Source organism: Marinomonas sp. HM11-D (assembly GCF_057626615.1).
On record NZ_JBMMKT010000016.1, the window covers coordinates 1 to 12217 of the forward strand.

The window sequence follows — 12217 nt, forward strand, 5'->3', positions numbered from 1 at the left end:
TTGTTACTGTCAGGAGAAAGCTCGTACGACTCGGCTCTATCGGGGAAGGAAAGTCTTTGGTCGCGGGGTACAACCCGCTCGTACGACTCGATTCTATCGGGGATGGCGCTGTCAGGAGACAGCTTGTACGATTCTGATTTAAGGCAAAAGCAAAGCTATCGAGCTGCAATCAGGATGATTGCTTGAGCGAAATGGGGCCATGGATGGCCCGTTTGAGCGGCGAGATAGCTGCTTTTGCCTGAGAGATGCTGAGTTGCTTTAAGCCTTACTTGTCTCAGTCTCTTCTTCGTCGTCTTCAGGGTCTACCGGTACACTGCGACCAGCAAATAGACCTAATTCAAACAGCAACCACATTGGGATCGCCAATAGTGTCTGAGAGAAGATATCTGGTGGTGTGATCAACATACCCACCACGAAACAGCCTAGGAACACGTAAGGGCGTTTCTTAGACAGGCTGGAAACGGTGGTGACACCCGCTTTGATCAGTAGGTAAGTCGCTACCGGGATCTCAAATGTCACACCAAAGGCAAAGAACAGCTTAAGCACGAAATCCAAGTAGTTGTTAATGTCGGTCATGACTGCGACCTCACCAGGACCTACTGAGGTGAAGAAGCCAAAGATCAATGGCAGCACCACAAAGTAAGCAAAGGCGATACCGCAGTAAAACAGAATCACGCTGGAAATCAGCAATGGAATGGCAATGCGCTTTTCTTCTTTATACAGCGCTGGGGCGATAAACGACCAAGCTTGATAAAGGATGTAAGGCACGGCCACCAAGACTGCTAGAGCAAAGGTTAGCTTTAGCGGTGCCATAAAGGGCGAAGCAACTTCTGTGGCGATCAGTGAGCTACCAGGTGGTAGTAGGGCCCGTAGTGGCTCAGAAATGAATAGGTACAATTCATTGGCCAATGAATACAGGCCGCCGAACAGTACTAATACAATAAGAACAGATTTTAGCAGTCGGTTACGCAGCTCAACGAGGTGTGTCACCAACGGGGCTTGAGAGGATTCTTCTTGACTCATGTTGGGGATTCCCAATGCAGGTTAAGCTCGAGATTGCGTTTCTTCGCTTGCTTTGTTGACAGTTGGCTGAGCAACAGCTGGCTCAGCGGTTTGCTGAGTTGCAGGTTGTTCGCTAGCGCTCTCCGCTTGTGGCTTGGCTGGCGCAGCTTCGGCATTCTGCTCAAATTTCGCCGTCTCGCGCATGATGCGGTCGTTGGTTTCTTTGATGGAGCGCTGTAGCTCTTCTTGGTCAAGCTGAGCGTTGATCTCACGCTGAACAGACTGGATGCTGCGACGAATTTTACGAATCCATAAACCTGCTGTTTTCGCTGCCACAGGTAGGCGCTCAGGGCCTAGGATGAGTAGGCCAACAACGAAAACAACAAGTAGTTCTGAAAAGCCGATGTCGAACACGGTTTAAGCGCTCTTGTCGTCTTTCTTCTGATCGTCTTGGATCGCCTTAGTTTGAGTTTGGCCATCCTTTTTCTCTTCTTCGTCGTTGTTCACGGCTTCTTTAAAGCCCTTCACAGCGCCGCCTAGATCAGAACCCAGACTCTTTAGTTTTTTGGTACCAAAGATCAAGATTAGGATTGCTAGGACGATTAATAATTGCCAAATACTGATGCCACCCATGTGTGGTACTCCTACTTATTACGGTTGGCTTTTTCTTCTAAGCCAGACAAATTAAAACGGCGTGCTAACTCATCAAGGATGTCCTGTGGACCTAGATCTAGATGAGACAGCATCACAAGTGTATGGAACCAAAGATCTGCGGTTTCGTAGATAACGTCTTGTTTGTCGCCAGATACCACGGCGTCTTTTGCCGCAATAATGGTTTCGACGCTTTCTTCGCCCACTTTCTCTAGGATTTTGTTTAGGCCTTTCGCATGTAGGCTTGCTACATAAGAGGAGTCAGCGGAAGCAGCTTTGCGTTCTTCTAACGTAGTGGCAAGTTGTGCCAAAACATCAATATTCATTATAGTCTCTCAAATGTTACGGTTTTAATACTAGCAGGTAAATGCCGCCTAGAAACAGAGCTAAGCTCAACATATCCGCTTCGGCAAGATGCGCTAGGGCAATGTTATCGGTAGTAATCCAAGCTGCGCCCATGGCCAACAAACCAAGTAATTTGAATGGCATATTGCGGCGTGAGCGGCGCATCTCTTTGCGTAGGTTTTCCAGTGCCTCGGTTTGCTCTTTCATGCGCGTTTCCTGGTGTGACAGGTGCGTCATGGTAGAAAACACGAGATTAGGGATTTGTGGCAAGTGGGCGGCCCACTCAGGGGCTTGTTTCTTTACTTCATCCAATAGGCGACGCGGACCGACTTGTTCATTCATCCAGCGTTCTAGGAATGGCTTAGCCGTGACCCAAAGATCCAAATCAGGGTACAGCTGGCGACCAAGGCCTTCAATGTTTAGAAGCGTTTTCTCTAGTAACACCAGCTGTGGTTGAACTTCCATATTAAAGCGGCGCGCTGTTTGGAACAGTCCCAACAGTACTTGGCCAAAGGAAATTTCTTTTAATGGTTTGGCAAACATCGGCTCACAGACACTGCGGATCGCGGATTCAAAAGCATGTACGGGCGTGCCTTTGGGAACCCAGCCACTTTCCACGTGCAGCTCTGCCACCATACGGTAGTCACGCTTGAAGAAAGCCAATAGGTTGCGAGCGAGGTAGTTCTTATCGGCTTCATCTAGGCTGCCCATAATAGCGCAGTCGATAGCGATGTATTTCGGGCGCTCAGGGTTAGATGGGTCAACAAAAATATTGCCAGGGTGCATGTCCGCATGGAAGAAACTGTGGGAGAACACCTGGGTAAAAAAGATCTCTACGCCACGTTCTGCCAGCACCTTCATATTCACGTTTTTATCGCGCAACGCGGGGATGTCAGCCACTGGAATACCAGAAATGCGTTCCATCACCATCACATTACGACGACTGTAATCCCAGTAAATCTGCGGTACATACAAGAGATCGGAGTTAGTAAAATTGCGTTGCAAAAGACCGGTGTTAGCGGCTTCTTTAGCCAGATCAAGCTCGTCGAGAATGGTGTATTCGTAATCCTGTACCACTTCCACAGGACGTAGGCGGCGGCCATCTTTGCTGGTTTTCGCTACGAAGTGCGCCAGCATGTACAGCAGCTTGATGTCTTGGCGAATGGTCTTTTCAATATTGGGACGAATCACTTTCACCACCACACTTTCACCGCTTTTTAGGGTGGCTGTGTGGACCTGAGCGATCGATGCTGAGGCTAACGGCGTACGGTCAAACTCGGCAAAGATGTCGTCGACGCTGGCGCCTAGGTCTTTCTCGATGATTTTGCTGGCTAGATCACCAGAAAACGGCGGCACGCGGTCTTGCAGACGCGCCAATTCATCGGCGATATCATCCGGTAGTAGGTCGCGACGGGTCGAAAGAATTTGGCCAAATTTGACGAAAATAGGGCCTAGCGATTCCAGTGCTAAGCGTAAGCGTTCACCACGATTGCGCTCGGCGCCTTTTCTACCGATTGAAAGCAGCGCGCCTAGGGTGTATTTCAGGTACCAAGGTAGCAGGTGAATCGGAATAAAGGTGTCTAGACGGTATCGCAACACAGTGGTTGCGATACGCAAAAAACGAGTGGCGCTTTTAAACATGACTAAAACTTAAATCCCTTGTGTAGTGCGACAATGCCGCCTGTCATATTTTGGTAAGTGACACGTTCAAAGCCCACTTCTTCCATCATGCCTTTCAGTGTTTCTTGGTCTGGGTGCATGCGGATGGACTCGGCTAGGTAGCGGTAACTTTCCGCGTCGTTAGCAATGACTTTGCCCATAAAAGGTAATAGGCGGAAAGAGTAATGATCGTAGATCGTACTCAGGCACTCGGTCTCTGGTTTAGAGAATTCCAATACCAGCAAACGGCCGCCAGGTTTTAAAACACGCTGCATAGAGGCTAGCGCTTTGGATTTATCAGTAACGTTACGTAGACCAAAGGCAATGGTAATGCAGTCAAAAGTATTGTCTGGGAAGGGTAGTTCTTCGGCGTTGGCTTGAACGTATTGAACGTTGCCTACCACGCCAAGGTTAGCCAGCTTATCACGGCCTACTTTCAGCATAGAGTCGTTGATGTCAGCCAGAATCACTTGGCCAGACTGACCCACAAGGCGCGAGAATTTCGCCGTTAAGTCACCCGTACCACCCGCAATGTCTAACACCTTTTGTCCAGCACGCACGCCAGATTGACTAATGGTGTGACGTTTCCAAAGACGGTGAATACCGCCAGACATCAGGTCGTTCATGATGTCGTATTTCGCTGCCACAGAGTGGAATACTTGCGCTACCGCGTCCACTTTCTGATCGGTTGGAATTTGTTTAAAACCAAAATGGGTGGTGTTCTCTTTGTCTTGCATAAAATCTCGTTCCTAATACACCTTTAGGGAGGCGAATAATAAAAATCGGCAATGAGGCTATTGTAACCGTGTCTATGTATCGGTTGCACGATAAAGCATGTTAATTGTCGCGAATTACTTTATTCCGACCTTGTTGTTTGGCCTGATAGAGGTTTTTGTCTGCGCGGCTAAAGAGATCATCGTGGTCTTCTTTACCGTTAAAGAGGCTGACACCAATAGAAATGGTGACGGAAATAGGTTCGCCGTTCATATTGAAGGGGGCGTTCTCGACGGCGCGACGAATGTTCTGACAATGTTCATAAGCTTGCTCTAGAGAAGTCAGGGGGAAGACGACCACAAATTCTTCACCGCCATAGCGGAACATTAAATGCTCTTTCTTAAGCACGCTTTGGACCTGACGGGGTACCAAGCGCAGCACCTTGTCACCGGCAAGGTGTCCCCAGGTGTCGTTGATCTTTTTGAAATGGTCTACGTCACAGACCGCAATACAGAGCTGTTGCTTGTTCTGAGCCGCTGAGGTGAGCAACGGGAAAATCGTCTCTTGGTAAGCAGCGCGATTGGGCAGGCCAGTCAATGCATCCGACAGTGCTTGGGCGATCTTCTCTTGCATATTAGAACGCAAAGTTGTGGCGTCTTGCTCCATGCGACTGACTTTGTTTTTTAGCTGCGTGATGGATTGAGCCGCCTGTTTCTCTTGCTCCTGCATGCTGGTTTGAAACAAGGTCATGGCTTCGGTAATGGTGTGCATGCGATCGTTGATCAGCTTTTTCAATGAGTTCAGGTCAGTAGCGTTGTGCACATCGCTTTTGGTGTTATTGACGTGGTCTTGAAAGGTTTCACCCAATTGTTTGCGATGGTTGGTAATGGATTTTTGTGCTTTGTAGTTCGCCACCAACGAGGCATTAATGCTGGCTAATTGTTGGTTTAACTGATTCAGGTAGAGGGTCAGGTCTTCCTGGGTTTTACCCACCGCGATCATAATTAAGGTGATCACTTCATCCAGCAAAGCAGGCAGGTGGTTAATATCATTGCTGCCAGTTAGCGCATTCTTAATATCTAGCAGTTGATCACGATAGATATCGGGTAAGGTGATATTGGTTAGTAACGCGGCCAGTGTATGACTGACATGAGTCATGATCTCGGCGTTGTTTTCTGGTGCTGGACTATGATCCGTTTTACGACGGAAGAATCGGCCGAGCAACGAGCTATTTTTGTTACTCGGTTGCTGCTTTAGGGTGTCGCTGACCAGTTGAATGGTTTTGCTGAGTAATTCAGGCCACTTTGACGCTGTCTGCCAATGCTTGCGGATCTCGACTTCCAATGATTTTTTATCTTGTGGAAGCATCTGCGTAGTGGGTAAATCGTCCACCAAGTCGAGCAGTTCGAGCAGTTTACCACGGAAGGACTGTGCCCGAGCTAGACGCTCTTCATCGTATTTAAGTACAAGGGGTTCTAGCGTCTGTAGGCTGGCTTGCACAACCTCAGCGTTTTGCGAACGACTGAGGTTGCCGCGGATGGACTGTAGGGTGGCGTCCAGTTCTGGGTCATTGCCTTCGGCCAGCATGCTGATGCGTGAGATGGCCTTGAGTAAGCTTTCAATTACTTTGTCCTGAACCGGATCCATTCATACGTCCTATATCATAGTTATTTACTCGCTTGGCGTTCTTGTTCGATCAAGTAATCCACCACCGAGTAAATATTGTTGTTGCCGCCAGCGGTGGCAGCGGTAACAAGGTATTTACCATTCACAATCAAACCAGGTACACCGCGTGCACCGTAGGCTCTTATTTTAGCATCTGCTTGTGATAGTCGGCTATTTACCGCGAAAGAGTTGTATTGTTTTGTAAATTCGTCTTCAGACACGCCGTAGTGAGTGAAAAACTCCGCCAACTCGTCTTCGTCAGTCATGCGTTTACGTTCTTGGTGGATCGCATTAAACATGTCTGAGTGCAGTTTATCTTCCACACCTAAGATGTCTGCCACATGGAAGGCTTTCGCGTGCGCTAACCAATTGCGACCAAATACCGCTGGCATGTATTTAAAATCTACATCTTGCGCAAGGTTCTTCTTCCATGCTTGAGTGAATGGCTCTAATGCGTAACAGTGAGGGCAACCGTACCAAAAGATTTCAACCACTTCGATTTTGCTTGGGTCTGCTGTACGAACAGGGTTTTTAATAGTGGTGTAACCGTTACCGTCACTGTAATCCTGTGCCCAAGCACTGGTGATCGGTAGTAATAAGGCAACGAAGAATGCCGTCAACAGCTTTTTCATGTAATGCTCCTAGAATGGTGATTCAATGACATCCGGTGAGGATTATTCCTTTAGGATGTCTAAACTTACAAAAAGTTCGTGTCATCGAGCAAGTTTACATTGCCTATACAGCAAAAATCCTCCAAGAAGGAGGATTTTTGCTTCAAGATTAAGCAAGCCTAGGCTTAGTACAAACCTTGGATGTAGCTAGAAACGGCTTGAATCTCGCGTTCGTTCATTTTGAAAGCGATGTTTTGCATGATCTTAGCTGCATCATTATTACGTTCACCGGCTTGGAATAGCTTTAGCTGAGACGCAGTGTAGCTGGCGTGTTGACCGCTTAGTTGTGGGAAACCCGCTGAGTTCAAGCCTTTACCTGCTGGGCCGTGACAGGCCATACATGCTGGCACACCAGTGGCTGGGTTGCCATCGCGATAGAGGTTTTTACCCGCTTCAACCAAGTCGGCATCCGCTTGACCGACCACCACATTTTGGCTGGCGAAGTAAGCTGCCACGTCGGCAAGGTTCTGCTCAGATAAACCATCTAATAAACCGGTCATCTGTGCCACGGAACGTGCGCCCGACTTAATGTCAGTCATTTGCTTTAACAGGTAGGACTCGTTCTGACCAGCAAGCTTAGGGAAGGTTGGAGCTAGGCTGTTGCCGTCGGCACCGTGACAGGCGCTACATACTGCGGTGAACGGCTTGCCTGCGTCAGGGTTGCCTTCAGCGATCGCAACGGAGGTTGCTCCGACTGTTACTAACAAACCGATAAGAACTTTTTTCATTCGCTGCCTCTGATGTGCTTGAGCCGAAGATAATGAACATCTTAATTCTGGCATAAAGATGTTTCGTTTTCTGTTATGCTTACCAGTATGAATTAGGGCACAGCCACATTGAGCCAGTAAGCAGAATGGCTCGCATTATATACAACTGTGCAAAAACTTATAACGCGATACAATTTCTCATTGACTGATATCAATCTATGACGCCATTCGACCCGATCTTTCAATCAGCTTACTTTATCAAAAGTGCTGAAAAACTTTCCCAATGTCCGCTTGACCAAGGTCTTGAAGTGGCCTTTGCGGGACGTTCTAACGCAGGTAAATCTACCTCGTTAAACACCCTTGCCAACCAACGTAAGTTGGCACGTACCTCAAAAACACCTGGCCGTACCCAGTTAATCAACTGCTTTGGTCTAAATGTAGACGATCGTCGTCTAGTTGACTTGCCTGGTTACGGTTTTGCTAAAGTGCCCGTTGCTATGAAAGAGAACTGGCAAGCGCATATGCAAGACTACCTAATGAACCGTCGTTCTTTAGTGGGCGTGGTTTTGGTGATGGACATCCGCCACCCGCTAAAAGAGTTCGACGAAATGATGTTGGCATGGGCCGCAGCCAATAAGGTTAAAGTACATGCGTTGCTGACTAAGTCAGACAAGCTAAAACGCGGTCCGGCGCAAGCTACCATGTTGAAAGTGAAGAAAGAGATGAAAGCCCGTGGCGTGGAAGCGTCCGCGCAAACCTTCTCTGGTTTGAACGGCGATGGTGTGGACGAGCTGCGCATTAAGCTAGCAGGCTGGTTGGAGTTAGAAAATCCAAATGAGATTCCAGTGAATCTGTAAGGTTTAAGCTGTGATACGAAAAGGGCTTCTTGATAGAAGCCCTTTTTTATGCAAAAAACGCGTCGCTTATTGCGGCTGCATGTAATGCTTTAAGAAGGTATCAAAGTCCATTTCATCGCTGGCCTCAATGTCAGCTTGCTGAGCGATTGATTGCTCTGCCCAAGCTTGGTATTGCTGCTCAAGCTCTGGGGTGACTTCTTGTGCCAACCAAGCTTGTTGTTGTGCTTTACCAATCGCCAACATAGCTTCTTGGTAGCTGCCATATTGTTCACATTGCTTAATCACTTGTGCCGCCGGTAGCGTGTCTAGGTTTTCAAGCTTGCCTTTTTGCAGTGCCAAACTATCAGTGTAGGCGAAGTTGCCCGTATGATCCGTTAAGAACTGAGCGATTTCTTGCATATGGGTTAATAGTTCGTTGGCCTTGTCGCGCAGTGGCATTGGACCAAAACCAAAATCGAAGCTGTCGTCTAGTTCGCGACCATGGGTGGCGATTTCCTGCTGTGTTTTACGTAGCTGTTGGCATTCATCCGCACCTAGGCGGTCATCGCCGTGCAGCATACAGCACATCAAGAAGGTATCTAGGAAGTACAGGGTTTCTGGCTTCATACCAATTGGCGAAGTGGGATCTAGATCCATGATGCGCACTTCGATGTATTCTACGCCGCGTTTTTGTAGCGCAGCACTTGGGTGCTCACCCGATTGTGTCACGCGTTTTGGACGGATGTCGCTGTAGTATTCGTTCTCGATCTGCAGAATATTATGGCTTAACTGTTTGTAAGCACCCTCTACTTTGACACCAATCTTCTCGTAAGCTGGGTATGGCGTACGCAACGCGCCCTTGATGGTATTAATGTAGGTATCGACTTCGTTGTAGCACACGAACAAACCGTCTTGGGCTTTGTTCTGATAGCCGATGTCACTCATACGTAGTGAAGTCGCGCTTGGACCAAACCAAGTACGCTCGCCAAATTCTTCTAGCTTTTCTGGCTTGTTTGGCAAGAAACTGATATCGATTGCTGGTGACGCGCCGAAGAGCAAGGACAGTACCCAAGACTTACGACGGAAATTACGAATCAAAGCAAAGTATTGCTGTGATTTAAACTCTTGTAGTGCTTCAGGTGTGCTCACATCGACACCGCGGAACTCGGCTAAGAAGGTCCAGAAACTATCGCTAAAAGAGAAGTTGTAATGCATGCCCGCGATGCATTGCATGATACGACCGTAACGGTTTGATAAACCCTCGCGGTAAACGCGTTTCAGCTTGCCGGAATTCGATTCACCGTAGTACGCAATCGGCACTTCGGCATTGTCCTTAAGAGCGCAAGGCATGCTGCCTGGCCATAGGCATTCATCCATGCCATCTAACACGCGGTTAGTCATTAAGTGAATGTCGCGTAGCTCTTGGATAACACCTTCCACTGAATCATGTACGCCGGTGATAAATTCCATCAAGGCTTCGGAATAGTCAGTAGTAATTGATGGATGTGTCAGCGCTGAGCCCAAGGCTTTTGGGTGAGGTGCTTGTGAAATTTTTCCATCCGTCCGTGAAACACGTAGCGCTTCGCGTTCTACACCACGATGAAAGGTAACAGCGGACAGGTCACCGCTTTGATTCATGCACTGATCAAGCTTTGTCAGAGCGTCATGTATATTGCGCAACAAGGAGTCATCCTAAATCAGGAAAATAAAGATGCCTGAATTGTACAAGGCATGTTGGAAGCACGGCAAGAAAAGCGCAAAGCAGTTGCGCAAAGATTACAGATTTAGCCAACTGTGGCATCATAGCCGCTTATTTTTGTTGCCTAGGAATTGAACATGAAATTAAAACCAGTTGTATTGTTGGCCATGCTGGTGATTTTAGCCGTAGTAGGCACCTTGCTCGCCTTGCAAAAAACCGAAGGCTCTAACGCGACGCCAGGCAAAGTGGGCGGTGATTTCACCCTGTCTAGTGCCGAAGGGGCGGTGGCGTTAAGTGACTTTGAAGGTAAGGCCAAGCTGCTGTTCTTTGGCTACACCCACTGTCCAGATGTGTGCCCATTGACCTTAGCGAATGTCAAAGTAGGCTTAAAACAACTGCCGGACGAATTGCGCAATCAGGTGCAAACCATTTTTGTTAGTGTTGATCCTAAGCGCGATACCTTCGATCATCTAAGTGAATATGTTCGCTTCTTTGATCCAAGCTTTGTTGGTTTGACAGGTACGAAGGAAGAAATCGATCGTGTGGTCCGTCAATACGGTGCGTTTTACCGCATTGAAGAGGGTGACGGCAAAAACTACACCGTGAGTCATAGCGCGCGTCTTTATGTGATCGGTAAAGACAACGAGATCAAGCAGTACCTTTACCACGACTCGTCGTCTGAAGAGATTGCTGAGGCGATTAAAAAGCTACTGGCCGCCAACTAATTCTGGCTCATTAAAAAGGCCGCTGTTCAATGAACGGCGGCCTTTTTTGTGTTTGTGAGCGAGCAAATTGCGCTCATAGGCGCATTTCAATGCCTGCGGCTTGCATGGTTTCTTTTGCTTCTTGGATTGAGTATTCACCGAAGTGGAAGATACTCGCTGCCAAGACGGCGTCGGCTTTACCTTCGGTTACGCCGTCAACCAAGTGCTGTAGATTACCCACACCACCGGATGCAATCACAGGTACATGAACCGCTTCACTGATGGCGCGAGTCACGCCAAGATCGAAGCCATTCTTCATACCGTCACGGTCCATACTGGTTAGCAGGATTTCACCAGCGCCCAGATCCACCATCTTCACCGCCCATTCCACTGCGTCGATACCGGTTGGTTTACGGCCACCGTGAGTGAAAATTTCCCAACGATCAGGTTCACCTTCGCCACTGACTTTTTTCGCATCGATGGCTACCACGATACATTGAGAGCCAAAGCGCTCTGCCGCTTCGCGTACGAAATCAGGGTTAAAGATGGCAGCTGTGTTGATACTCACTTTATCAGCGCCTGCGTTTAGCATGCGACGAATGTCTTCACAGGTACGGATACCGCCACCCACGGTTAGTGGGATAAACACCTCAGCGGCGATGGCTTCTACCATGTGAACCGTGGTTTCGCGGTCATCAGAACTTGCAGTGATGTCCAAGAAAGTGATCTCGTCAGCACCTTGTTCGTTGTAGCGCTTAGCGACTTCAACCGGGTCACCGGCATCACGGATATCAACGAATTGAACACCTTTTACAACGCGGCCATTGTCCACGTCTAGGCACGGAATAATACGTTTAGCTAATCCCATTGTTATTTCCTATTCAGTGGACTAAGGCTTGCCATCCCAGTGGATGAAGTTCTTGTACAGTTGCAAACCGTCTTTGTGGCTCTTCTCTGGGTGGAATTGCACTGCAAATACGTTATCGCGTGCTAGGGCAACACAGAAGTCGTGGCCATAGTTACAAGTGCCGGCTACTTCGTCTTTGTTGGTCGCAACAATGTAGTAGCTATGCACAAAGTAGAAACGAGCGCCGTCTTCGATGCCTTCCCAAAGTGGGTGCTTCATAGTTTGTTTCACTTGGTTCCAACCCATGTGTGGCACTTTCAATTTAGTGCCGTCCACATCTTTGTGGTTGTTGCCAAAGAATAGGGCGTTGCCTTCAAAGTGGTTCAAGCAATCCACGCCGCCGTTTTCTTCACTGTGGGCCATCAACGACTGAATACCAACACAAATCGCCAAGAATGGCTTTTCCGCCATGGCTTTTTGAATCACAGGAATCAGACCTTGTGCTCTCATTTCCGCGATACAATCACGGATAGCGCCAACGCCAGGTAATAGCACACGATCCGCCGCGTCAATCACGGCCGGGTCGCTGGTCACAACAATTTCAGTATTCTCATCTGCTACGTGCTCAAGGGCTTTGGCAACAGAGTGAAGGTTACCCATGCCATAGTCGATCACGGCAACGGTAGACTTAGTTTGTGTACTCATGAGTGAGGTCGA

14 protein-coding genes are annotated in these 12217 nt (G+C 48.3%); 2 read left to right on the plus strand and 12 right to left on the minus strand.

The features are described from left to right. Nucleotides 1–258: 258 nt before the first annotated feature. The 9 genes from tatC to ACOSVP_RS16515 form a co-directional block, all read right to left on the minus strand. Nucleotides 259–1023, minus strand: a complete 765-nt coding sequence (tatC, locus tag ACOSVP_RS16475) for a twin-arginine translocase subunit TatC (protein ID WP_487348570.1) — start codon at nt 1021–1023, stop codon at nt 259–261. Between the two features lie 21 nt (nt 1024–1044). Then, nucleotides 1045–1416, minus strand: coding sequence for a Sec-independent protein translocase protein TatB (gene tatB, locus ACOSVP_RS16480; RefSeq protein ID WP_487348571.1), 372 nt, complete (start codon nt 1414–1416; stop codon nt 1045–1047). Between the two features lie 3 nt (nt 1417–1419). Next, nucleotides 1420–1635, minus strand: coding sequence for a Sec-independent protein translocase subunit TatA (gene tatA, locus ACOSVP_RS16485; RefSeq protein ID WP_487348572.1), 216 nt, complete (start codon nt 1633–1635; stop codon nt 1420–1422). 11 nt (nt 1636–1646) lie between these two features. Further along, nucleotides 1647–1979, minus strand: a complete 333-nt coding sequence (locus tag ACOSVP_RS16490) for a phosphoribosyl-ATP diphosphatase (protein ID WP_487348573.1) — start codon at nt 1977–1979, stop codon at nt 1647–1649. A gap of 16 nt (nt 1980–1995) precedes the next feature. After that, on the minus strand, nt 1996–3639 hold the full coding sequence (gene ubiB / locus ACOSVP_RS16495) for a ubiquinone biosynthesis regulatory protein kinase UbiB (RefSeq protein ID WP_487348574.1): 1644 nt from the start codon (nt 3637–3639) through the stop codon (nt 1996–1998). Between the two features lie 2 nt (nt 3640–3641). After that, nucleotides 3642–4394 carry a bifunctional demethylmenaquinone methyltransferase/2-methoxy-6-polyprenyl-1,4-benzoquinol methylase UbiE gene (gene ubiE, locus ACOSVP_RS16500; RefSeq protein WP_055461680.1) on the minus strand — a complete coding sequence of 251 codons (753 nt, stop codon included), beginning with the start codon at nt 4392–4394 and terminating at the stop codon, nt 3642–3644. Nucleotides 4395–4494: 100 nt separating this feature from the next. Beyond that, the gene (locus tag ACOSVP_RS16505) at nt 4495–6018 is read right to left on the minus strand and encodes a GGDEF domain-containing protein (protein ID WP_487348575.1); all 1524 of its coding nucleotides are present in this window, start codon (nt 6016–6018) and stop codon (nt 4495–4497) included. A gap of 20 nt (nt 6019–6038) precedes the next feature. Beyond that, entirely contained in the window at nt 6039–6668 is a 630-nt protein-coding gene (locus ACOSVP_RS16510; RefSeq protein WP_487348576.1) for a thiol:disulfide interchange protein DsbA/DsbL, read from the minus strand. Nucleotides 6669–6832: 164 nt separating this feature from the next. Continuing rightward, nucleotides 6833–7435: a c-type cytochrome gene (locus tag ACOSVP_RS16515; RefSeq protein WP_487348577.1), complete on the minus strand. Its 603-nt coding sequence runs from the start codon at nt 7433–7435 to the stop codon at nt 6833–6835. A gap of 197 nt (nt 7436–7632) precedes the next feature. Between ACOSVP_RS16515 and yihA the strand changes: the two genes are divergently transcribed. Then, on the plus strand, nt 7633–8271 hold the full coding sequence (yihA, locus tag ACOSVP_RS16520) for a ribosome biogenesis GTP-binding protein YihA/YsxC (RefSeq protein WP_487348578.1): 639 nt from the start codon (nt 7633–7635) through the stop codon (nt 8269–8271). Between the two features lie 66 nt (nt 8272–8337). Here yihA and gshA read toward each other — a convergent pair whose 3' ends face one another. Beyond that, on the minus strand, nt 8338–9888 hold the full coding sequence (gshA, locus tag ACOSVP_RS16525) for a glutamate--cysteine ligase (protein ID WP_487348579.1): 1551 nt from the start codon (nt 9886–9888) through the stop codon (nt 8338–8340). A 198-nt stretch (nt 9889–10086) separates the two neighbouring features. Here gshA and ACOSVP_RS16530 point away from each other — a divergent pair, with 198 nt between their 5' ends. After that, nucleotides 10087–10674 carry an SCO family protein gene (locus ACOSVP_RS16530; RefSeq protein WP_487348580.1) on the plus strand — a complete coding sequence of 196 codons (588 nt, stop codon included), beginning with the start codon at nt 10087–10089 and terminating at the stop codon, nt 10672–10674. A gap of 73 nt (nt 10675–10747) precedes the next feature. On the opposite strand, the gene hisF is transcribed toward ACOSVP_RS16530, so the two are convergent. Both hisF and hisH read right to left on the minus strand, forming a co-directional pair. Beyond that, nucleotides 10748–11521 (minus strand): imidazole glycerol phosphate synthase subunit HisF, encoded by a 774-nt coding sequence (gene hisF, locus ACOSVP_RS16535; RefSeq protein WP_055461687.1) that lies wholly within the window; start codon nt 11519–11521, stop codon nt 10748–10750. A 21-nt stretch (nt 11522–11542) separates the two neighbouring features. Further along, nucleotides 11543–12205: an imidazole glycerol phosphate synthase subunit HisH gene (gene hisH, locus ACOSVP_RS16540; RefSeq protein WP_487348581.1), complete on the minus strand. Its 663-nt coding sequence runs from the start codon at nt 12203–12205 to the stop codon at nt 11543–11545. Nucleotides 12206–12217 lie beyond the last annotated feature (12 nt).

What these genes read in the sequence shown, in the direction of transcription:
- tatC (WP_487348570.1), bottom strand. Translation starts at nt 1,023, where the DNA reads ATGAGTCAAGAAGAATCCTCTCAAGCCCCGTTGGTGACACACCTCGTT.
- tatA (WP_487348572.1), bottom strand. Translation starts at nt 1,635, where the DNA reads ATGGGTGGCATCAGTATTTGGCAATTATTAATCGTCCTAGCAATCCTA.
- ACOSVP_RS16490 (WP_487348573.1), bottom strand. Translation starts at nt 1,979, where the DNA reads ATGAATATTGATGTTTTGGCACAACTTGCCACTACGTTAGAAGAACGC.
- ubiB (WP_487348574.1), bottom strand. Translation starts at nt 3,639, where the DNA reads ATGTTTAAAAGCGCCACTCGTTTTTTGCGTATCGCAACCACTGTGTTG.
- ubiE (WP_055461680.1), bottom strand. Translation starts at nt 4,394, where the DNA reads ATGCAAGACAAAGAGAACACCACCCATTTTGGTTTTAAACAAATTCCA.
- ACOSVP_RS16505 (WP_487348575.1), bottom strand. Translation starts at nt 6,018, where the DNA reads ATGGATCCGGTTCAGGACAAAGTAATTGAAAGCTTACTCAAGGCCATC.
- ACOSVP_RS16510 (WP_487348576.1), bottom strand. Translation starts at nt 6,668, where the DNA reads ATGAAAAAGCTGTTGACGGCATTCTTCGTTGCCTTATTACTACCGATC.
- ACOSVP_RS16515 (WP_487348577.1), bottom strand. Translation starts at nt 7,435, where the DNA reads ATGAAAAAAGTTCTTATCGGTTTGTTAGTAACAGTCGGAGCAACCTCC.
- yihA (WP_487348578.1), top strand. Translation starts at nt 7,633, where the DNA reads ATGACGCCATTCGACCCGATCTTTCAATCAGCTTACTTTATCAAAAGT.
- gshA (WP_487348579.1), bottom strand. Translation starts at nt 9,888, where the DNA reads ATGAATCAAAGCGGTGACCTGTCCGCTGTTACCTTTCATCGTGGTGTA.
- ACOSVP_RS16530 (WP_487348580.1), top strand. Translation starts at nt 10,087, where the DNA reads ATGAAATTAAAACCAGTTGTATTGTTGGCCATGCTGGTGATTTTAGCC.
- hisF (WP_055461687.1), bottom strand. Translation starts at nt 11,521, where the DNA reads ATGGGATTAGCTAAACGTATTATTCCGTGCCTAGACGTGGACAATGGC.
- hisH (WP_487348581.1), bottom strand. Translation starts at nt 12,205, where the DNA reads ATGAGTACACAAACTAAGTCTACCGTTGCCGTGATCGACTATGGCATG.